16 protein-coding genes are annotated in these 20,397 nt (G+C 71.2%); 6 read left to right on the top strand and 10 right to left on the bottom strand.

What is annotated here, in order from left to right:
- Positions 1-182: 182 nt before the first annotated feature.
- Positions 183-1,109 carry a hypothetical protein gene (locus ACIQM0_RS08415; protein ID WP_401284654.1) on the top strand — a complete coding sequence of 309 codons (927 nt, stop codon included), beginning with the start codon at positions 183-185 and terminating at the stop codon, positions 1,107-1,109.
- 35 nt (positions 1,110-1,144) lie between these two features.
- Here the strand turns inward: ACIQM0_RS08415 and ACIQM0_RS08410 are convergent, their stop codons facing one another.
- Both ACIQM0_RS08410 and uvrA read right to left on the bottom strand, forming a co-directional pair.
- On the bottom strand, positions 1,145-1,573 hold the full coding sequence (locus ACIQM0_RS08410) for a Rieske (2Fe-2S) protein (RefSeq protein ID WP_363021499.1): 429 nt from the start codon (positions 1,571-1,573) through the stop codon (positions 1,145-1,147).
- A gap of 248 nt (positions 1,574-1,821) precedes the next feature.
- A complete protein-coding gene (gene uvrA / locus ACIQM0_RS08405) occupies positions 1,822-4,926 on the bottom strand; it encodes an excinuclease ABC subunit UvrA (protein WP_401284650.1) in 3,105 nt (1,034 codons plus the stop codon).
- Positions 4,927-5,101: 175 nt separating this feature from the next.
- Here uvrA and ACIQM0_RS08400 point away from each other — a divergent pair, with 175 nt between their 5' ends.
- Together ACIQM0_RS08400 and ACIQM0_RS08395 are read left to right on the top strand one after the other, a co-directional pair.
- The gene (locus ACIQM0_RS08400; protein WP_401284647.1) at positions 5,102-5,794 is read left to right on the top strand and encodes a maleylpyruvate isomerase family mycothiol-dependent enzyme; all 693 of its coding nucleotides are present in this window, start codon (positions 5,102-5,104) and stop codon (positions 5,792-5,794) included.
- A 10-nt stretch (positions 5,795-5,804) separates the two neighbouring features.
- Positions 5,805-6,461: an MBL fold metallo-hydrolase gene (locus ACIQM0_RS08395; protein ID WP_401284644.1), complete on the top strand. Its 657-nt coding sequence runs from the start codon at positions 5,805-5,807 to the stop codon at positions 6,459-6,461.
- A 75-nt stretch (positions 6,462-6,536) separates the two neighbouring features.
- Here the strand turns inward: ACIQM0_RS08395 and ACIQM0_RS08390 are convergent, their stop codons facing one another.
- The 5 genes from ACIQM0_RS08390 to ACIQM0_RS08370 form a co-directional block, all read right to left on the bottom strand.
- A complete protein-coding gene (locus ACIQM0_RS08390) occupies positions 6,537-7,538 on the bottom strand; it encodes a TerC family protein (RefSeq protein ID WP_401284642.1) in 1,002 nt (333 codons plus the stop codon).
- Between the two features lie 263 nt (positions 7,539-7,801).
- Positions 7,802-9,727, bottom strand: coding sequence for a TerD family protein (locus tag ACIQM0_RS08385; protein ID WP_401284639.1), 1,926 nt, complete (start codon positions 9,725-9,727; stop codon positions 7,802-7,804).
- Positions 9,728-9,848: 121 nt separating this feature from the next.
- Complete coding sequence (locus ACIQM0_RS08380; RefSeq protein ID WP_123469311.1) at positions 9,849-10,427, bottom strand: TerD family protein; 579 nt, start codon at positions 10,425-10,427, stop codon at positions 9,849-9,851.
- 130 nt (positions 10,428-10,557) lie between these two features.
- Positions 10,558-12,675 (bottom strand): excinuclease ABC subunit UvrB, encoded by a 2,118-nt coding sequence (gene uvrB / locus ACIQM0_RS08375; protein WP_401284636.1) that lies wholly within the window; start codon positions 12,673-12,675, stop codon positions 10,558-10,560.
- A 38-nt stretch (positions 12,676-12,713) separates the two neighbouring features.
- Entirely contained in the window at positions 12,714-13,589 is an 876-nt protein-coding gene (locus tag ACIQM0_RS08370; protein WP_401284633.1) for an MHYT domain-containing protein, read from the bottom strand.
- 209 nt (positions 13,590-13,798) lie between these two features.
- On the opposite strand from ACIQM0_RS08370, the gene ACIQM0_RS08365 reads away from it, so the two are divergent.
- From ACIQM0_RS08365 to ACIQM0_RS08355, 3 genes are all read left to right on the top strand, one after another.
- Complete coding sequence (locus ACIQM0_RS08365; protein WP_401284631.1) at positions 13,799-14,812, top strand: glycerophosphodiester phosphodiesterase; 1,014 nt, start codon at positions 13,799-13,801, stop codon at positions 14,810-14,812.
- 80 nt (positions 14,813-14,892) lie between these two features.
- Complete coding sequence (locus ACIQM0_RS08360; protein ID WP_401284628.1) at positions 14,893-15,435, top strand: methylated-DNA--[protein]-cysteine S-methyltransferase; 543 nt, start codon at positions 14,893-14,895, stop codon at positions 15,433-15,435.
- A 47-nt stretch (positions 15,436-15,482) separates the two neighbouring features.
- Positions 15,483-16,784: an MFS transporter gene (locus tag ACIQM0_RS08355; protein ID WP_401284625.1), complete on the top strand. Its 1,302-nt coding sequence runs from the start codon at positions 15,483-15,485 to the stop codon at positions 16,782-16,784.
- 22 nt (positions 16,785-16,806) lie between these two features.
- On the opposite strand, the gene ACIQM0_RS08350 is transcribed toward ACIQM0_RS08355, so the two are convergent.
- From ACIQM0_RS08350 to ACIQM0_RS08340, 3 genes are all read right to left on the bottom strand, one after another.
- A complete protein-coding gene (locus tag ACIQM0_RS08350) occupies positions 16,807-17,169 on the bottom strand; it encodes a cupin domain-containing protein (protein WP_401284624.1) in 363 nt (120 codons plus the stop codon).
- A gap of 91 nt (positions 17,170-17,260) precedes the next feature.
- Positions 17,261-18,454: an SGNH/GDSL hydrolase family protein gene (locus ACIQM0_RS08345; RefSeq protein ID WP_401284622.1), complete on the bottom strand. Its 1,194-nt coding sequence runs from the start codon at positions 18,452-18,454 to the stop codon at positions 17,261-17,263.
- Positions 18,455-18,914: 460 nt separating this feature from the next.
- Positions 18,915-20,342, bottom strand: a complete 1,428-nt coding sequence (locus ACIQM0_RS08340) for a polysaccharide lyase 6 family protein (RefSeq protein WP_401284619.1) — start codon at positions 20,340-20,342, stop codon at positions 18,915-18,917.
- Positions 20,343-20,397 lie beyond the last annotated feature (55 nt).

The following is a 20,397-nucleotide window of genomic DNA, read 5'->3' as shown; positions in this document are numbered from 1 at the left end:
CGGACGCTGTCGAGGAGCATCAACCGTTGTCGGGAGCGGGTCAACACGCTTCAATGCGGGGGAACATCGCGGTGTGAACGCCAGGGGCGGACACGTGAACGCCTCCCCCTGGCCACCTGCGGACCGGCATCCGTCGGCGCGGCCCCGCTCCCGCACGACGTGAACGTTCACCTGGAGGACCCATGCAGCACACCGAGGCCGAACTGGCGCAGGTGCTGCACACCGGCCCGTTCCATCTGGCGCTGCGCACCGCGCTCTCCGTGCGCGGGCTGCCGCTCCAGCGGGTGCAGCACCATCTGGCGCACCGCGGGGTCAAGGTCGGTGTGACCAGCCTGAGTTACTGGCAGCAGGGGGCCAGGCGCCCGCAGCGCCCCGAGTCCCTGCGGGCCGTGAAGGCGCTGGAGGAGGTGCTGGGGCTGCCGGGGAACTCGCTGCTCGGGCTGCTGGGGCCCGGGGAGCCCCGCGCGGAGGCCGACCGCCCGCCGGCCCGCTCGTACCGTTCCCTGGTGGACGCGTCCGGCGCGGTCGAGCGGCTGCTCACCGCGATGGAGTCACCCGCGGACGGCGGGCTGCACACGGTGGGGCACCAGGAGCGGGTACGGATCGGGCCCGGCCGCCGGATGCAGCGCCGCGACTCCCAGCATGTGGTGCGCGCGCACCGCGACGGGATCGACCGCTATCTCGCCGTGTACCGCGGCGATCCGGGCTGCGATCCGGCCCGGGTCGGGGTGAGCGCCCGGGAGAACTGCCGGACGGGCCGGGTCCGCTGGGACGCGGAGACGGGGGTCCTGGTCGCCGAGCTGCTCTTCGACACCCGGCTGCGGGCGGGCGAGACGTACCTCTTCGGCTACGGCTTCGAGGACGGTACGGGAGGGCCGTGCGGCGAGTACGTGCGCGGTTTCAGCTTCGGCGGCGGGCAGTACGTGCTCCAGGTCCGGTTCGACGAGGAGGCGCTGCCGGTGCGGTGCCGGCGCTTCGCCCAGGTGTCCGCGGGGGCGCCGCGCGGCGCCCGGACGGACCTCACCCTCACCGGCCGGCACCGGACGGTGCATCTGGTGGAGCAGGGGGTGCGGCCCGGTCTGGTCGGCATCGACTGGGACTGGGAGTGAGACGGGCCGGCGGGCGCGAGGGGCCTCGGGCCGGTTCAGGCGTCGGGGCCCGCGACCAGCCGGCCGCCCTCGACCCTGACCGGGACGGAGGGCAGCGGCACGGTCGCCGGACCGTGCACGGCCTTGCCGGTGGTGGTGTCGAAGAGGCTGCCGTGGCAGGGGCAGTGCCCCTCGTTCTCCTCGACCTTGTCCAGCAGGCAGCCCGCGTGGGTGCACTGGGCGCTGAACGCCTTGTACTGGCCCTTGGCCGGGCAGGTGACGATGACGCGCTGCTCGCGGTAGAGCTTGGACTGGCCGACCGGGATCTCGTCCGGGGCGCCGAGCTCGACGGGTGCGGTGGGGGTCGGCGTCTGGGCGTGCCCGAGCTTCGAGTCGGTCGAGCAGGCGGCCACTCCCAGCCCGGCGACGCCTGCGAGAGCGGCGCCCTTCAGCACGGTACGGCGGGCGGCGGGCTGGCCGGACATGCGGTCTCCACTGGTCGGAGGGGATTCGGTGCGCCAGAGGTGCCCGGGACGGCTGAGGCAGCGGCGCATCGGTGACGTAACCGACGATACCGGCGGAGACGAATGCCCCTGCGCCCGGCCCGGCCGCATCCGGTCGTGCCTGGTCAGAGCCGTGCTCTCGGGCCGGGGCCCCGAGGCGGGCCGGCCGGCTCCGGACACACGGCGAGGCGGTGGTTCCCGGTGCCGGGAACCACCGCCTCGCCCGGCCGTCAGGCCTTGCGCGCGCCGGCCGCCTTCTTCGCGGCCGTCTTCTTGGCTGCGGGCTTCTTGGCTGCGGGCTTCTTCGCCGCCGTCTTGGTCGTCGCGGCCGTCTTCGTCGCGGCCGTCCCGGTGGCCTTCACCTTGGTGTTCCGGGCCGCCTTCGCCGTCGCCGTCTTCCTGGCGGGGGCGGAGTTCGCGGCGACCGCCTTCTTCGCCGCCGCCTTGCGGGCCGGCTTACGGGCGGAGGGAACCGCCGCCTCGCTGACCCGGTCCGCGTCCAGGATGCCCTGGAGGAACTTTCCGGTGTGGCTGGCGGGGACGCCGGCCACGTACTCCGGGGTGCCCTCGGCGATGACCAGACCGCCGCCGTTGCCGCCCTCGGGGCCCATGTCGATGACCCAGTCGGCGGTCTTGACGACATCGAGGTTGTGCTCGATGACGATCACCGTGTTGCCCTTGTCGACCAGCCCGGAGAGCACCTTGATGAGCTTGGAGATGTCCTCGAAGTGCAGACCGGTGGTCGGCTCGTCCAGCACGTACACCGTGCGGCCGGTCGAGCGCTTCTGGAGCTCGCTCGCCAGCTTCACCCGCTGTGCCTCACCGCCGGAGAGCGTCGGCGCGGACTGGCCGAGCCTGACGTATCCGAGACCGACCTCGTTGAGCGTCCGCAGGTGCCGCGCGATGGTCGGCACGGCCTCGAAGAACGCGAGGCCCTCCTCGATCGGCATGTCCAGCACCTCGGCGATGGACTTGCCCTTGTAATGGACCTCCAGGGTCTCCCGGTTGTAGCGCGCTCCGTGGCAGACCTCGCACGGGACGTACACGTCCGGCAGGAAGTTCATCTCGATCTTGATGGTGCCGTCGCCGGAGCAGTTCTCGCAGCGGCCGCCCTTGACGTTGAAGGAGAACCGGCCCGGCAGGTAGCCGCGGACCTTGGCCTCCATCGTCTCCGCGAACAGCCTGCGGACGTGGTCGAAGACACCGGTGTACGTGGCCGGGTTGGACCGGGGCGTACGGCCGATGGGCGACTGGTCGACGTGCACCACCTTGTCGACGAGATCGTCCCCGTCGACCCGGGTGTGCCGGCCGGGGACCGACTTGGCGCCGTTCAGCTCGCGCGCCAGGTGGGTGTAGAGGATGTCGTTGACCAGGGTCGACTTCCCGGAGCCGGAGACCCCGGTCACGGCGGTCAGCACACCGAGCGGGAAGGAGACGTCGATGTCCTGGAGGTTGTTCTCCCGGGCGCCGTGCACCGTGAGCAGGCGCGAGGGGTCGACAGGACGCCGGACGTCGGGCATCGCGATCGACCTCTTGCCGGTCAGGTACTGACCGGTGATCGACTTGTCGTTGGCCAGCAGCTCCTCGAGCGATCCGGAGTGGACCACCTTGCCGCCGTGCTCACCGGCGCCGGGGCCGATGTCGACGATCCAGTCGGCGACCTTGATGGTGTCCTCGTCGTGCTCGACGACGATGAGGGTGTTGCCCATGTCGCGGAGCCGGACCAGGGTCTCGATCAGCCGGTGGTTGTCGCGCTGGTGCAGGCCGATGGACGGCTCGTCCAGCACGTAGAGCACGCCGACCAGGCCGGAGCCGATCTGGGTGGCGAGCCGGATGCGCTGGGCCTCGCCGCCGGACAGGGTGCCGGCCGCGCGGTTCAGCGAGAGGTAGTCCAGGCCGACGTCGACCAGGAACTTCAGCCGCTCGTTGACCTCCTTGAGCACCCGCTCGGCGATCTTCTTGTCGCGGGCGTTCAGCTTCATGCGGCCGAGGAACTCGGCGCACTCGCTGATCGACATCGCCGCGACCTGGGCGATGGACTTCTCCATCACCGTCACCGCGAGGACGATCGGCTTGAGCCTGGTGCCCTCACAGGTCGGGCAGGGCACCTCGCGCATGTAGCCCTCGAAGCGCTCCCGGCTGGAGTCGCTCTCCGCCTCGGAGTGCCGCCTCTTGACGAACTGCACCGCGCCCTCGAAGGAGGGGGTGGTGTAGGCGCGCTCGCGCCCGTACCGGTTGCGGTAGCGGACCTCGGTCTGGATCTTGTGGCCGTGCAGCAGGGCCTTCTTGGCGCGCTGCGGCAGCCCGGCCCAGGGGATGTCCGTACGGAATCCGAGGGCTTCGGCGAGCGCGTTGATCTGCCGCCCGAAGTACTCCTTGGTGTGGCCGTGCGACCACGGGTGGATCGCGCCCTCGTCGAGGGACTTCTCCTCGTCCGGGACGATCAGCTCCGGGTCGACCTCCATCCGCGTACCGATGCCCGTGCAGTCGGGGCAGGCGCCGAAGGGCGAGTTGAAGGAGAAGGAGCGCGGCTCCAGCTCCTCGAAGGAGAGGTCGTCGTACGGGCAGTAGAGGTGTTCGGAGTACATCCGCTCACGCTCGGGGTCGTCCTCGGGGAGGTCGACGAAGTCGAGCACGACCATGCCGCCGGAGAGGCCCAGCGCGGTCTCGACCGAGTCGGTCAGCCGGCGCTTGGCGCTGTCCTTGACGGTGAGGCGGTCGATGACCACCTCGATGGTGTGCTTCTCCTGCTTCTTGAGCGCGGGCGGCTCGGAGAGCTGGATGGTCTCGCCGTCGACCCTGGCCCGGCTGTAGCCCTTCGTCTGCAGATCCGCGAAGAGGTCGACGAACTCACCCTTGCGCTCGCGCACCAACGGCGAGAGGACCTGGAAACGGCTGCCCTCGGGCAGGCCGAGCACCTTGTCCACGATGGCCTGCGGCGACTGGCGCGAGATCGGGCGGTGGCACTCGGGACAGTGCGGCTTGCCGATCCTGGCGAAGAGCAGCCGGAGGTAGTCGTAGACCTCGGTGATGGTGCCGACCGTCGAGCGCGGGTTGCGCGAGGTCGACTTCTGGTCGATGGAGACGGCGGGCGACAGGCCCTCGATGAAGTCGACGTCCGGCTTGTCCATCTGACCGAGGAACTGCCGGGCGTACGAGGAGAGCGACTCCACGTAACGGCGCTGCCCCTCGGCGAAGATCGTGTCGAACGCGAGCGACGACTTGCCCGACCCGGAGAGTCCGGTGAAGACGATGAGGGAGTCGCGGGGAAGGTCGAGCGAGACGTTCTTGAGGTTGTGCTCGCGAGCGCCACGGACGATGAGACGGTCGGCCACGCCGGTCCGCACCTTTCTAGAGAGAAGCGGGGGAACTGAGCCCCTGCCCCAGGGTATGGGGGGTGCCACAGCGATGTACGGAGCTTTCGACTCCGAGCGTATAGCACGCGCATTCGATTTACGGACGGCTGATGACTCCTTCACCCAAATGAGTGGCGGGGCTACGCTCGGCCCCATGATTGATCACGTGCACGACCTGGACGCCCTACGTGAAGCGACGGACCGGCTGCTCAGCGCCACGGAGAAACTGGACGACTCCGCGCTCGCCTCGCCGTCGCGACTGCCGGGCTGGAGCCGGGGTCATGTCGTCGCGCACCTCTCACGTAACGCCGACGCGCTGGTAAATGTTCTCCAGGGCCGGCCGATGTACGCAGACAGCGAAACCCGCGACCGTGACATCGAGCGCGACGCCCCCCGGCCGCGGGCCGAACAGCTGGCGGATCTGGCGGAGAGCGCGGCCCGTTTCGTGGCGGCGGCCTCGGCCCCGGCCGACTGGTCACGCACGGTCGCGATGCGCAACGGTGTGACGGACTCCGCCTCCCGGATTCCCTTCCGCCGCCGCATCGAGGTCGAGCTGCACCACGTCGACCTGGGGGTGGGGTACGAGCTGGAGGATCTGCACGACGACTTCACGGCCCGGGAGATCGACTTTCTCGCCGAGCGGTTCGCCGGACACCCGGACGTCGTGTCCATGGGCGTGGCCGACGGCACGGGCCGGACCTGGACGACGGGTGGCGGAGGGGAAGACGCCCCGGTCGTTGTCCGCGGGACGGCGTCCGAGCTGCTCGGCTGGCTCAGCGGCCGCCGCGACGGGTCGGCGCTGACCGTCGAGGACGGACAGTCCCTGCCCGTACTGCCCCCGCTATAGGCTGAGACGCATGACGTACAGCGGAGCGGTCAAGGTCGGCGGGCGGGCGGACGTGCACGAGCTGACGGATCTGATGATCTCCAAGGTCGCCGTCGGCCCGATGAACAACAACGCCTATCTGCTGCGCTGCCGGGCCACCGGCGAGCAGCTCCTGATCGACGCGGCCAACGACGCGGGCACCCTGCTGGGGCTGATCGGTGAGGACTCGATCGTCTCGGTCGTCACCACCCACCGGCACGGCGACCACTGGCAGGCGCTGGGCGAGGTCGTGGCGGCCACGGGCGCGCGTACGTACGCCGGGCGGTACGACGCCGAGGGGATTCCGGTCCCGACCGATGTGCTCGTCGAGGACAACGACACCATCCGGGTCGGGCAGGTCGCCCTGACCGCCCGCCATCTGACCGGGCACACGCCGGGGTCGATCGCGCTCATCTACGACGACCCGCAGGGCGCTCCGCACCTGTTCACCGGGGACTGCCTCTTCCCGGGCGGGATCGGCAACACGTTCGAGGACCCCGAGGCGTTCGTGAGCCTGCTGCACGATGTGGAGACCAAGCTCTTCGCCCCGCTGCCGGACGAGACCTGGGTCTACCCGGGCCACGGCCACGACACCACGCTGGGCGACGAGCGTCCGCGGCTGCCCGAGTGGCGCGCCCGCGGTTGGTGACACGGCCCCGGTGACAGCCGCGGAGCGGATGTCACCGGGGCCGCACCATGGGCGTCACCGGGCCCGGCGGCCGGTTCAGGCGTCGATTCCGGCGCCCTTGTCCGCGCTGTCGTCGGCCTTCCCGGCCTCCGCCGCGGCCTGCTTCTTGTTGGCGAGGAGGCTGGTGATCGTGGTGATCACCAGCACGCCGCAGATGACGCCGAGCGAGACCGGGATGGAGATCTCGGGGACGTGCACCCCGGACTCGTGCAGGGCGTGCAGCACCAGCTTGACGCCGATGAACCCGAGGATCACCGAGAGCCCGTAGCTGAGGTGGACCAGCTTCTTCAGCAGACCGCCGATCAGGAAGTACAGCTGCCGCAGACCCATCAGGGCGAAGGCGTTGGCGGTGAAGACGATGTACGGGTCCTGGGTGAGCCCGAAGATCGCCGGGATCGAGTCCAGCGCGAACAGCACATCGGTGGTGCCGATGGCGAGCATGACGACCATCAGGGGCGTCAGAACGCGCTTGCCGTTGTTGCGGATGAAGAGCTTGGTGCCGTGGTACCGGTCGGCGACACCGAAGCGGCGCTCGATCGTCTTCAGGAGCCGGTTCTCCTCGAACTCCTCTTCCTCCTCGTCGGACCGCGCCTCCTGGATGAGCTTCCAGGCGGTGAAGATCAGGAACGCGCCGAAGATGTAGAAGACCCACGAGAAGTTGGCGATGACCGCGGCGCCCGCGGCGATGAAGACCGCCCGCAGCACCAGTGCGATCAGTACACCGAAGAGCAGCACCCGCTGCTGGAGGTGGGAGGGCACCGAGAACTTCGCCATGATCAGCACGAAGACGAAGAGGTTGTCGACACTCAGCGATTTCTCGGTGATGAAGCCGGCGAAGAACTCGCCCGAGGCCTGGGTCTCGCCGAAGACGAGCAGGCCGAGTCCGAAGAGGGCGGCCAGCGCGATCCAGACGACCGTCCAGATTCCGGCTTCCTTGGTCGACACGTCATGGGGCTTGCGCCCGATGAAGAAGTCGACGGCGATGAGGGCGCTCAGACCAAGAATGGTCAGCGCCCAGAGGGTCCATGAAACGTCCACTGCGCCTCCGGCAGTTCGCTACGGCTACTGATCAGCGTCGTCGCTGCCGGAGGTCTCTTCCACCTGGGCGCGCGGGCTGCGCGCCTGGCCGGCGCCCCGGGACCGGTCACAGTCCGTACTGACGGGAACGCCGCGATCGGGAGTACTCCCCTCCGCTCAAGAAACAGTACAGGAATTACCAAGGAAAGGTAAAGAGAAGGCTAAAAGAGAACCAAAACACCAGGTCAGGGCGGTACTGGGGCAACGGAGGGGGACGGGGCAGGTCAACGGGGTCCGGTGCGGCGGGCGGCCGCCACCCGGGCGAGCACCAGGTCAAGAACGCCGCTGCCGGGAGGCGTCGTCAGCGGCTCGTACGTCCAGGCGTGGCCCACCCAGGGGTCCGCCAGATGGTCGTCCGCGACCGGGGTGATCCGGAGCAGCGAGCGCCACAGCGGATCGAGCACCGGCCCGAACCCGGAGGCGTCCTCCCGGTCCGCGACCATCAGGAGGTGGACGCCGACGGACGGCCCCTCGTCCGCGAGGTAGCGCAGCTGGGTGACGGCCCGGTCGTCGAAGCCGTGCGGGAAGTCGTTGACGATCAGCAGCTGCTCGGCCGGGTCCAGATCGGGCGGCAGCGAATCCGCGGCGCCGGCCCGGACCGCCATCTGCACCAGGTCGACCCGCCGGGTGAGCTGGGCGAGGACCGAGGACACTCCCCCGGGCCCGGACGCGGGCGGGCCCGCGAGCACCCCGGAGCGGACCAGCGGGGCGAGCGAGGCCGAGGCGGAGCCCGCCGGGTCGATGACGTGGACCGAGAACTCGCCCGCCGGGTAGACGGCGAGCAGCCGGGCCGCGTGCAGGACCGCGCTCTCCATGGCCAGCCGGCGCAACTGGTCGCTGTCCGTGAAGGCGGCGGCCTCGGAGGCCGTGCGCCCGCTGTCGATCCAGATGCCGCGCTCCAGCGGCAGCCGTACGAGCAGCGGGATGCGCAGGGCGGCGCTCTCCGGCAGGTGCAGATCACCGATCCGCAGCGCCATCGGGATCTCCATCGGAACCCGGTAGGCGTGCCAGACGGGGTTGTCCCAGCCCGCGTAGGGGGCGGGGAGCGCGGGTTCCACCACGGCGGACTCGGCGGCCAGCTGGGCGAGGTCCCGGTCCAGCGCCTCACGGGCCCGGCCGGTCAGCTCGTCGCGTTTGGCGCGGGCCTGCTCACGGGCCAGGTCGCCCGCGCCGCCCGTCCGGCCGCGCGGGTCGGACAGGGTGCGCTCCAGCTCCTGGTCCATCCGGGACTCGGCGAAGTCGACGGCGCTGCGGTACGCGGCGGTGGTCCTGGCCAGGTCCTCGAACATCCCCCAGATCTGGTTGTAGAGGCGCTCGTCCATGGACCATCCGGTCGCGTCCCCGGCAACGGGCCGCGCCGGCTGTCCGGGGCCGGCGGGCGGCGCTGCGGGAGGGGGCGGCGGGGGCGCGGCGGACTGGCGGCGCGGGTGCGCGTAGTCGATGGGGCCGGACGGAACGGCGGCCGGGGGCTCGGGCTGCGGGGCGGCCGGGGGCCGGACGGGGGGCTGCCCGCCGCCCGGGGCGGGTGCGGGTCCCGCCGTGTGCCGGACCCGGTCGCCCTCCGGGGTGCGGGGCGGGGGCGGTGACACGGAGCGGGCCATGCCACGGGCGACGGCCTCCTGGATCGAACCGGCCAGTTCGGCCGCCCGGTCCACGCCCTGGTCGGCGAGCATCGCGGCGAGACCGCCGGCGTAGCCCTGGCCGACCGCGCGGACCTTCCAGCCGCCCTGCCGTCGGTAGAGCTCCAGGGCGGCGACCGCGGACTCGGTGTCCAGGCCGGTCAGGGTGAAGGTGGCGATCTCGGTGCCTTCGAGTCCGGTGACGGCGACGAAGGGCGCGGCCACGGCTCCGAACCGGGTCGGGCCGCCCGCCTCCAGCGGCAGGGCGAGCAGCACGGTGACCCGGTGCACCCCGTCGGGCAGGGCGTCGAGGTCGACGGCGAGCCGGTGGTCGGCCGCCGCCTGCCTGGACACTTCGAGCCCCGGCAGGTGCGGCGAACCGGGGTGGGCGATCCGCTCGACGCCGTGGACGGTGCCGTGCTCGTCCCCGAGCGTGGCCCCGGCCACGACGGGCGCCCCTGCCGAAACCCGTATCTCCAGACGGGTCTGGGGCAAGGTGTGGTTCTGCCCCCGGACCAGCTCGGCCGTCATTGCCCTGTCCCCTCGACGAGTTGCCGCATCGCGGCACGGTGCCGCGATGCGATGCAGCTCCCGGCGGCCGATGCCTCCGGGAGCTGCGGTTACCGATACGGACCGGCTGGTCCGGCCCTGCCTACAGGTGCGGCAGGATCGCCGGCATGAGGTCCTGGAAGGTGCGGCCGTTGGCCGGGGTGCCGATGGCGGTCATCTGCCATCCGTTCCCCGCGCGGTGCACCTTCGCCATGATCTGAGCGGTGTACTGCCCGCCGCCGTCCAGCGTGTAGCGGGCGAGCTCCTGGCCGTTGGTCTCGTCGACGATGCGGCAGAAGGCATTCTGCACCTCCTGGAACGTCTGGCCGGTGAAGGAGTTCACCGTGAAGACGATCTGGTCGATGTGGACCGGCACTCGCTGGAGGTCGACCAGGATCGCCTCGTCGTCGCCGCCCGAGCCCGCGCCGCCGACCAGGTTGTCCCCGGTGTGCTTGACGGAGCCGTCGTCACTGACGAGGTGCCGGAAGAAGACGACGTCGACCGGCTGCTTGTCGGCGAACAGGACCGCCGAGGCGTCCAGGTCGATCTCCCGGGTGCGCGAACCGAACAGACCGCGACGCGGCGCCGCCTGCCAGCCGAGCCCCATCCGTACCGCGGTCAGGGTCCCCCCGTCGCTCTTCTGCAGGCTGATGGCCTGGCCCTTGGTCATGTTGACCGTCACGCGCTGTCCCCTCTCCGCTTCCCCGCAAACCGTCCTTGCGCGGTTTCCAGCACCCTACGCAGTCACTCCACCGGCGCATCGGGTGCGGGCCGTTTTGTGTCGGTTCTGCAACACACCCCGCCTCGCGGGGTCAGGCCAGGCCCGCTTCCCGCATCTGGCGCAACTCCTTCTTCAACTCCCCCACCTCGTCCCGCAGTCGGGCGGCCACCTCGAACTGCAGATCCGCCGCGGCCGCGCGCATCCGGTCGGTCATCTCCTCGATGATCCCGGCGAGCTCGGTGGCCGGGCGGTCGGTGACCACCGCCCCGTCCCCCTTGGCCTTCCCGGAACCGGCCTTGACGCCCAGCGTGGGCACGGGCGCCTTGGCGCCCTTCGCCTGGCGGTAGCCGGTGCCGAGGAGCTGCTCGGTGTCGACCTCCTCGCGGGCGATCGTCGCGACGATGTCGTTGATCTTCTTGCGCAGCGGCTGCGGGTCGAGTCCGCGCTCGGTGTTGTAGGCGATCTGCTTCTCGCGGCGCCGGTTCGTCTCGTCGATGGCCTGCGCCATCGCCGGGGTGATCTTGTCCGCGTACATATGGACCTGCCCGGACACGTTACGAGCGGCGCGGCCGATGGTCTGGATCAGTGAGGTGCCCGAGCGCAGGAAGCCCTGTTTGTCGGCGTCGAGGATCGCCACGAGCGACACCTCGGGCAGGTCGAGGCCCTCGCGCAGGAGGTTGATGCCGACCAGGACGTCGTACTCGCCGGAGCGCAGTTCGCGCAGCAGCTCGATGCGGCGCAGGGTGTCGACGTCGCTGTGCAGGTAGCGGACCTGGATGCCGAGCTCCAGGAAGTAGTCGGTGAGGTCCTCCGACATCTTCTTGGTGAGGGTGGTGACCAGGACCCGCTCGTCCTTCTCGGTGCGCTTGCGGATCTCGTGCACCAGGTCGTCGATCTGGCCCTCGGTGGGCTTGACGACGATCTCCGGGTCGACGAGGCCGGTGGGGCGGATGATCTGCTCCACGAAGCCGTCGCCCCGGGAGAGCTCGTACTTGCCGGGGGTGGCGGAGAGGTAGACCGTCTGGTTGATCCGGCCGAGGAACTCCTCCCACTTCAGCGGGCGGTTGTCCAGGGCGGACGGCAGCCGGAAGCCGTGGTCGACGAGGGTCCGCTTGCGGGAGGCGTCGCCCTCGTACATCGCGCCGATCTGCGGCACGGTGACATGCGATTCGTCGAGCACGAGGAGGAAGTCCTCGGGGAAGTAGTCGAGGAGGGTGTTGGGCGCGGTGCCGGGGGTGCGGTCGTCGAAGTGCATCGAGTAGTTCTCGACGCCCGAGCAGGTGCCGATCTGGCGCAGCATCTCGATGTCGTACGTGGTGCGCATCCGCAGCCGCTGGGCCTCCAGCATCTTGCCCTGCTTCTCCAGCTCGGCCAGCCGCTGCTCCAGCTCCTTCTCGATGCCGCCGACGGCCTTCTCCAGGCGCTCCGGTCCCGCCACGTAGTGGCTGGCGGGGAAGACGTGGAGGGACTGGTCCTCGCTGATGACCTCGCCGGTGAGCGGGTGGAGGGTGGAGAGCGCCTCGATCTCGTCGCCGAACATCTCGATGCGGACGGCGAGCTCCTCGTAGACCGGGAAGATCTCGATGGTGTCGCCGCGCACCCGGAAGGTGCCGCGGGCGAACGCGAGGTCGTTGCGGCTGTACTGGATCTCGACGAAGCGGCGCAGCAGCTGGTCGCGGTCGATCTCCTCGCCCACCTTGAGCTGGACCATCCGGTCGACGTACTCCTGCGGGGTACCGAGGCCGTAGATGCAGGAGACGGAGGCGACCACGATGACGTCACGCCGGGTGAGCAGGGAGTTCGTCGCGGAGTGGCGCAGCCGTTCGACCTCCTCGTTGATCGAGGAGTCCTTCTCGATGTAGGTGTCCGACTGCGGGACGTACGCCTCGGGCTGGTAGTAGTCGTAGTACGAGACGAAGTACTCGACGGCGTTGTTGGGCAGGAGCTCGCGGAACTCGTTGGCCAGCTGGGCGGCGAGGGTCTTGTTCGGCGCCATCACCAGGGTGGGGCGCTGCAGCTTCTCGATCATCCAGGCGGTGGTCGCCGACTTTCCGGTGCCGGTCGCGCCGAGGAGCACGACATCCTTCTCACCTGCCCTGACGCGCCGCTCCAGCTCGGCGATGGCTGCCGGCTGGTCGCCGCTGGGCTGGTAGGGACTGACGACCTCGAAAGGCGCCACCGAACGTTCGATCTTCGAAACGGGCCGCATGCAACCACCGTACGACCCCCCACTGACAACGGGGCGGCTCAGCGGTCGTGGTGCCGTACGGGGTCGCGCCGCTGCGAGTGGAAGGACGCCGGGTCGGCGTGCGTGCCGAACCGGGGTACCTGGCGCTGGGCGGGGATGCCGAGGGCCCGTCCGGCCGGGGCGTCGCCCCAGTCCGGGGTGCCCATGACGACCAGGGGGTCGAACATCACGACGACCCCGGCGAGCAGCAGGAAGCAGGCCGGGCCGATCAGCATGGGCACGAGCAGGCCGGTCGGGGTCTCGCCGGCGGTGGTACCGGTGAGCGTGGCGGGGTGCAGGTGGACCCGGAGCGCGGCCATGCCCGTGTAGTGCATTCCGCTGACGGCGACGCCCATCACGACGGCGGCGCCGAGGCTCGGCAGGAAGCCGTGGATCGAGACGGCGGCCCAGAGCGCGGCGGTCGAGGCGACCACGGCGATGACCACGGAGAGCGTCACGGTGATCGTGTCGTACTCGAACTGCCCATCAAGTCGCATACCGGCCATGCCGAGGTAATGCATGGTGGCCACGCCGAGTCCGGTGATCGTGCCGCCCGTCACCAGAGCCATCGGGGTGGCGCCCCGGTACCCGACAAGGAAGATCCCGACACCGACCATGACGATCGCGACGGCGAGGCTGGCGAACGTGATCGGCTTGTCGTAGCCGATCGGTGCCTCCTCGACGGAGAAACCCATCATCGCGATGAAGTGCATCGTCCAGATGCCGGAGCCTATGGAGGTCGCACCGAGAGCCAGCCAGCCGGCCTTTAAGGAACGTTCCGTACGCAGGGAGCGGGTGGTGCAGCGCAGCCCCAGTGCCGCGCCGAGGCAGGCCATGAGGAACGCCGCGACGGGGGTCACCGCCCCATAGCTGAAACCGTCGATTGTGCCCTGCATACACACACCCTTCGCAGAAGCCCGGGTGCGGACGACCCTAAGGCGCGAGGCCCGGCAAACAAACAGGAGAACTGCATTTTATCGACAGGGGCACCGGTCCATGACGCGGTCCCCGGGTGCGTTCACATCGTGGCCACCCTTCGCCCGTCCCCTGTTCGACGGCGGCTGCGAGTCTCGGGCCGTACGCAACTCTGACGCAAGGAGTCCACGTGCACGCAGGCACCGCAACCGCCTCCGTCGCCGCCGCCGCCGCCGCGCTGCTGGGCGCCGGCACGTTCCTGTTGTCGAACACCGGCACACCGGTCACGGACACCACCGCGGCCGGGCACACCGTGACGGTGACCCCCGCCGGCCCCGCCCGGGGCACGGCAGCGGCCACCGGTGGCGGAGTCCGGACGGCGGGCGACCCCGCCCCGGCCCGGACCACCGACCCGCTCGTCATCTCCCACCGGGGCGCGTCGGCCTACGCCCCCGAGAACACCCTCGCGGCCGTGGACAAGGCCCACGAGCTCGGCTTCGACTGGGTGGAGAACGACGTCCAGCTCACCGAGGACGGCGTACTCGTCGTCATCCACGACACCGATCTGAAGCGGACCACCGACGCGGAGCAGGTCTTCCCGGACCGCGCGCCGTGGGCGGTCAAGGACTTCACGGCGGCCGAGATCGCCCGGCTGGACGCGGGCAGCTGGTTCGGGCCGCAGTACGCCGGCACCCGGGTGCCCACGCTCCGGCAGTACCTGGACCGGATCGGGCACAACCGCCAGAACCTGCTCCTGGAGATCAAGAGCCCCGAGATCTACCCGGGGATCGAGCGGGCGACCCTGCGGGTGCTGAGCCAGGCGGGGTGGCTCGACGGCGGGCATGTCCGCGACCGCCTCGTGATCCAGAGCTTCGGCGCGGACAGTGTGCGCGAGGTGCACGAGCAGCGCCCGGACGTCGTCACGGGCTTCCTGGGCACCCCGGCCGTCGCCGAGCTGCCCTCGTACGCCCAGTTCACCGATCAGATCAACCCGACGTACACCTCGGTCTCGGGCGCGTACGTGACGGCGGTGCACGCGCTGAAGGGGCCGCACCACAAGACGCTCCGGGTCAACGCGTGGACGGTCAACGACGCGGCGCACGCGCTGCGGGTGTCCGGCTACGGCGTGGACGGCATCATCACCAACGCGCCGGACGTGGTGCGGGCGGCCACCGGAACACGTGAGGCCGCCGGGGGTGCGTGAGGCCGCCGGCTGACCGTCCCGGGACCGCCGTCGCGGCCGGCCCGCGCCCGTTGTCAGTGGCCGGCCGTACGGTGGTCTCCATGAACAGCAACGGGGTTGTCGAGTGGGCCGTCGTGGAGAGCGACATCGGCCCGCTGCTGCTGGCCGCGACGGACGCGGGGCTGGTGAGCGTGGTCTTCCACGCGCGTCCCGCGGTACGGGACAGGGCGCTGGCCCAGTTGCGCGACCGGCTCGGCGCGGAGCCGGTCGAATCACCCGGCTCCGCCCGGCTGGCCGAGCCGATACGCCAGTTCGCGGCGTACTTCGCGGGCACGCTGCGGGATTTCTCCCTCGATCTGGACTGGTCGCTGACGAGCGGGTTCAACCGCCAGGTGCTCCGTGAGCTGTCGGAGGGCGTGCCGTACGGCACGGTCGCCGGTTACGGGGACCTCGCCGGGCGGGCCGGGCAGCCCGGGGCGGCCCAGGCGGTCGGGGCGGCCATGGGGTCCAACCCACTGCCGGTCGTGGTGCCCTGCCACCGGGTGGTGGAGCGCGACGGCGGGATCGGCGGCTTCGGCGGCGGGCTGGAGACGAAACGGCAGCTGCTGGCGCTGGAGGGCGTGCTGCCCCCGCCGCTGTTCTGACCGGCCCGCCGCTGTTCCGGCCGGCCCACCGCTGGCACACTGCGTCGGTGACCAACACCCTCGACGCATCCGACACCCCCGACGGGCCGGCTCCCGCCGGGCGGGTCACCGCGGCGGAGCTGCCCGCGCTCCGGCGCAGAACGACCGCCGTCCTCATCGCCGGCCAGATACTCGGCGGCCTCGGTGTGCCCGTCGGCATCACCCTGGCCCCCGTACTGGCGACACAGGTCAGCGGCTCCGAGGCGCTGTCGGGCCTCGCGCCCACCGCGTCGGTGACCGGCACGGCCCTGCTCTCGCTGCCGCTGGCCGCGCTGATGACCTCGCGCGGCCGCCGCCCCGGCCTCGTACTGGCGTATCTGATCGGTGCGCTCGGGGCCGGCCTCGTGGTGCTGGCCACCGTGGTGGGGAACTTCCCGCTGCTGCTCCTCGGCATGGCCGCGTTCGGCGCGGGCTCCTCCGCCAATCTGCAGGCACGGTTCGCCGCGGCGGATCTGGCCGAGCCCGAGCGGCGCGGCCGGGCGATCTCGACCGTCATCTGGGCCACCACCATCGGTTCGGTGCTGGGGCCCAACATCGCGGCTCCGGCGGGCCGGGTCTTCCGCGGCACCGCCGTGTCGGAGACGGCCGGGCCGTTCGTCTGGGCGGCCGGCATCTTCCTGCTCGCCGCGCTCGTGGTCGCGGCGCTGCTGCGCCCCGACCCGCTGCTCACGGCGCGCGCGCTGGCCCCCAAGGAGGAGAGCAGGTCGGCCGGGGACCGTTCGCTGCGTGCGGGCCTCGCGGCCGTGCGGGCCTCACCGATGGCCCGGCTGGCGCTGGTGACCGTGACCGTCTCGCACACCGCGATGGTCTCGATCATGGTGATGACCCCGGTCGACCTCGGCCACCACGGCGCGGACCTCCAGCTGATCGGCCTGGTGATCAGCGGCCACATCGCGGGGATGTACGCGTTCTCACCGGTGATGGGCTGGCTGTCGGACCGCTTCGGCCGGCTCACCGTCATCGGCCTGGCGGTCGGGCTGCTCTCCCTGGCCGCGCTGCTGGCGGGCACCGCGGGCGCCGCTCACGGCAGGACCGCGGCCGGCCTGTTCGTGCTCGGGCTCGGCTGGTCCGCGGGGCTGGTCGCCGGTTCGGCGCTGCTCACCGACTCCGTACCGCAGCCCGCCCGCGCCGCCGTACAGGGCCTGTCGGACCTGACCATGAACGCGTCGGCGGGCATCGGCGGCGCGGTCGCCGGGGTCATCGTCTCCCAGGCGAGCTACGGCTGGCTGAACCTCACCGGCGCCTGTCTGCTGCTGCCGATGGCCGCGCTGGCGCTGCGCCGGTCCCTCACCCGGCCCGCCTCGGTCTGAGCCGGGGCGGGCGGGGCACCCCTCAGAGGCTGATGTGGTAGGCCTTGCGCAGCGTCTCGTGCACGGTCCACGTCGTACGGTCGCCCTCGCGCAGCACGCAGGCGTCGCCCGGTCCGATCTCCAGCGTCGCGCCGCCCTCGACCGCCACGGTCGCGCGCCCGCTGACGACCACGAAGAGCTCGTTGGCCTCGGTGTCCGTGACCACGCCGGGCGTGATCTGCCAGATACCGCGCACCTGCTTGCCGTCGGCCGACTCCCACAGCACCCTGCCGGTGACCTGCGGATCACCCGACACGATCTGTGCGGGATCGAGCGGCTCCGCTTCGAGCACGGCGTCCGGGATGTGCACGGCGAAAGAGGCGGGAGCTTGATCAATCGTGGTCATGGGCGGTCACTCTAGCGACCGCCCCGGAGCCTCCGGCAGGGCCCCGGGCCGAGACCGCGGAGCGTCCGGCCAGGTCCGGCCCCGGACCGTGTCAGCTCCGTGGGTCCGGGGCGGCGGAGCCGACCGCGGCGAGCCAGGCATCGGCGATCAGCCGGTGCCCGAGACGGCTCGGGTGGACGCCGTCCGGGGCGAGCTCCGCCGGTTCCCGGTCCTGTGCCGCGCGGGTCACGACGAGGTCGGCGCGGACCACCTGGGCCCCGTTGTTCCCGGCTGCCCGCAGGACGGCCTCGGTGCGCGGGGTGAGGTCCTCGAACCAGCTCTCCTGGTCGGGCCCGGCCGGGAGCAGGAACGGGGTGATGACGACGAGCCGTGCGGACAGCTCGCGCGCCGTGTCCGCGAGCAGCCGGTCGAGGCACGCCTCGAACATGTCGACCGGGCTGAGCACTCCGTGGTCGTAGCGCCGCCAGGTGTCGTTGATGCCGATCTTGACCGTGACCACGGTGGGCCGGTGGTCGATGACGTCGGCGGTCCAGCGGGTTTCGAGGTCGTACACGCGATTGCCGTTGATCCCCTTGTTGATGACACGGGGGCCGGGTCCGCCGTCCGCGCGGTCGCGCAGGGTCTGCGCGATCTCGTGGACGTAGCCCGTGCCGAGCGACGCGGGATCCGTACGGTCGCGGCCCGCGTCGGTGATGGAGTCACCGATGAACAGGAGCGTGTCGTCGTTGTTGATGTGCATGTCTGCCGTCCTGACGTCGGGGGCGCCGGAACGTCCCTGGTGATCTGCCGGAGTTCGGTGGCTACGGTAGGCCGGAGGAGGGGTTCGGCCCGCGCATGCCCTGAGTGTGGCGGCCTCCCGCGTCAGCACCGCGGGGTCGTCGCCGGGCACGAACTCGAGGAGCGCCTCGGCACCCCGGCCGGCCAGCAGGCCGAGGGCGGCCGCCCACAGGTCCGAACGGTCCGCCAGCGGGAGGCGGTTGTTGCCCGGCCACCACGAGAAGGCGCGCACGGCGCAGACCCGGTCGGCGAGCGATGCCAGCCCCGCCAGCGCCTCTTCAGCGGGTGTGTCGAGCGGCGGCTGCCAGTACGTGCGGACGTTGTCCGCGTCCACCTCGTCCAGCAGCCGGGCGGTCGAGGCGACGGTGTCGGTGAGCGTTCCCCCGTGGAACTCGGCGCGAGCAGCAGTACGTGGTCCGCGGCGATCCGGGCCGCCTCCCGCAGGCAGTTCACGGTCTCGTGCCGCTCCTCGGGCGGGGTGGACCGCGATCCGGTCGCGCCCGCCCACACCCGGATCCGGGGCGCCCCGAGAAGCACCGCGGCGCGGGCGACGGCGGGGAACCCGGCCAGTTCGCCCCGGCCGGCGCGGACGTACGAGCCGTACGAGGGACAGGCCGGCCCGTACCGGTCGGTGGCCTCACGGACCGCGCTGACGGTGCCGGGCTCCCCCGCGGGCGCGTGCACGTCGGCCCCCCACTCGATCACCTCCAGGCCGGCGTCCGCGGCGCGCCGCGCGACCTCGGCGGCGGGCAGCCGGCGGAAGGTGACCGAGCACAGGCCCAGCCTGAGCCTTCCCGCGTCCGGCCCGGCCGGCGGTCGGAGCGGGTCGCGGCCCGCCGTACCCCGGCTGCTCTCCTCGGTCATGAATCCGCCTTCCCGCGGTCGGGCCCTCGGGCGTTCTCGTGCGGTCCGCCCGGACGGGGCGGGCGGACCGGGCCGACTGGTCGGTGCCCCGTCACCGGGGTCGCTCAGGCCGCGTTCGGACCCACGTCCGCCGCCGTGAGGGGGTGGCGGAGCGCGGGAGTCGTCGCGTACTCGTCGGCGCCGATGTCCCGTACGCTGCCGCGCCGGTCCCCGTCGATGTCCTCGGCGACGGCGGCGCCGCTCAGGGTGGCGGCGCCGATCGCCGGGCTGCCCGACGACAGCCGCAGCACACCGTCCGCGCCCTGGCTGAGCAGCGGGTCGGCCCGGGTGAAGCCCCCGGAGGGGATGTTGCCGTTTCCGGCCGCGCCCCACAGCAGGTTGGTCTGCCAGGTGAAGCCGGAGGTGGCTCCCATCGCGACGAGGCTGCCCGAGTCGCCGACCAGCAGGTTGTCGGCGACGGTCACACCCTGCGGCTCGTACGCCCGGGTCTCGCCCGAGAGCATTCCGGTGTTGTTGATGAGGGAGTTGTGCACGATCACCGCGCGGTCGCAGGCGTCGTTGCCCCGCCGCTCGTCCTCCGTCTCACCGGAGTTGTGGTCACGGGTGGTGCCGCTGCCGATCACCAGGGCCCTGCCGGACAGCCCGCTGAGGTAGTTGTTGACGATTCTGTGGTCGTTGCCGTAGATGCGTACCCCGTCCGTGCCTCCGATCAGGTGGTTGCTCTCCACCACGGAACGGTTGCCGTGGCGCAGCACGATGCCGCCGCGGCTGTCGCGGATGGTGTTGTACCTGATGGTGTTGTCCGAGGACTTCACCGAGATGGCCTCGGGGTCGCCGTCACAGCGCTCGAACAGGTTGTACTCGACGACGGCGTGGGCTCCGGACAGGGCCCGGCTGCTGACGCCGAGGCGGATGGGCTCGCCCCCGTTGGCCCCGGTGAAGCTGTGGTCGGAGAAGTGGTTCCGGAAGATGTGCAGGTTCTGGGCCATGGCGGTCGGGCCGGAGCCGTCGACGACGATGAAGATGCCCGCGGTGGTCTTGTCGTGGAAGTGGTTGCGGTCGATCTTCGTGTCGTCCGCCCGCACGGCGAGCCAGTACGGGTCGCCGGTGTCCGCGAGCTGGAAGTCGTTGCGGGTCAGCCGGATCGCCGAGCAGTTCGCGGGGATCTCCATCGTGGTGCTCTGCCGGAAGGAGAAGCCGCTGAGGGTGATGTTGCTCGAACCGCTGAGCACGAAGCCGCGTTCGCCACGCAGTACGGCGCCGCCGCGGGTCTTGGAGACGATGGTGATCTGTGCGGCGGCGGTGCCGTTCTTGCCCGTGATGTTGATCGCGCTTCCCGACGGGACCGTGTAGGTGCCGTCGGCCACGACGATCCGGTCACCGGGGGCGGCGCTGTTGATGGCGCTCTGGAGCTGGGCCAGGGTGGCGACCGGGATGTCGGCCGCCGACGCGCTCCCCGACAGCGAGGTGGTGAGCGGTACGGCGGCCAGTGCGGCCACCGCCGTGCTCCTGAGGAACGTGCGGCGTTGCATGGTGCCTCCGTGAGTGTGGTGGACGGAGCCTGTTCCGGCTGCGGATCAGCGGTCG

Origin of the sequence: Streptomyces sp. NPDC091387 (assembly GCF_044756945.1) — a bacterium.
Lineage (GTDB): Bacteria > Actinomycetota > Actinomycetes > Streptomycetales > Streptomycetaceae > Streptomyces.
Note: the sequence above shows the minus strand (reverse complement) of the source record. Positions and strands in the feature narration are given on the sequence as shown.

Coding starts and splice junctions, on each gene's coding strand:
- ACIQM0_RS08415 (WP_401284654.1), top strand. CDS start 183: ATGCAGCACACCGAGGCCGAACTGGCGCAGGTGCTGCACACCGGCCCG.
- ACIQM0_RS08410 (WP_363021499.1), bottom strand. CDS start 1,573: ATGTCCGGCCAGCCCGCCGCCCGCCGTACCGTGCTGAAGGGCGCCGCT.
- ACIQM0_RS08400 (WP_401284647.1), top strand. CDS start 5,102: ATGATTGATCACGTGCACGACCTGGACGCCCTACGTGAAGCGACGGAC.
- ACIQM0_RS08395 (WP_401284644.1), top strand. CDS start 5,805: ATGACGTACAGCGGAGCGGTCAAGGTCGGCGGGCGGGCGGACGTGCAC.
- ACIQM0_RS08385 (WP_401284639.1), bottom strand. CDS start 9,727: ATGACGGCCGAGCTGGTCCGGGGGCAGAACCACACCTTGCCCCAGACC.
- uvrB (WP_401284636.1), bottom strand. CDS start 12,675: ATGCGGCCCGTTTCGAAGATCGAACGTTCGGTGGCGCCTTTCGAGGTC.
- ACIQM0_RS08370 (WP_401284633.1), bottom strand. CDS start 13,589: ATGCAGGGCACAATCGACGGTTTCAGCTATGGGGCGGTGACCCCCGTC.
- ACIQM0_RS08360 (WP_401284628.1), top strand. CDS start 14,893: ATGAACAGCAACGGGGTTGTCGAGTGGGCCGTCGTGGAGAGCGACATC.
- ACIQM0_RS08350 (WP_401284624.1), bottom strand. CDS start 17,169: ATGACCACGATTGATCAAGCTCCCGCCTCTTTCGCCGTGCACATCCCG.
- ACIQM0_RS08340 (WP_401284619.1), bottom strand. CDS start 20,342: ATGCAACGCCGCACGTTCCTCAGGAGCACGGCGGTGGCCGCACTGGCC.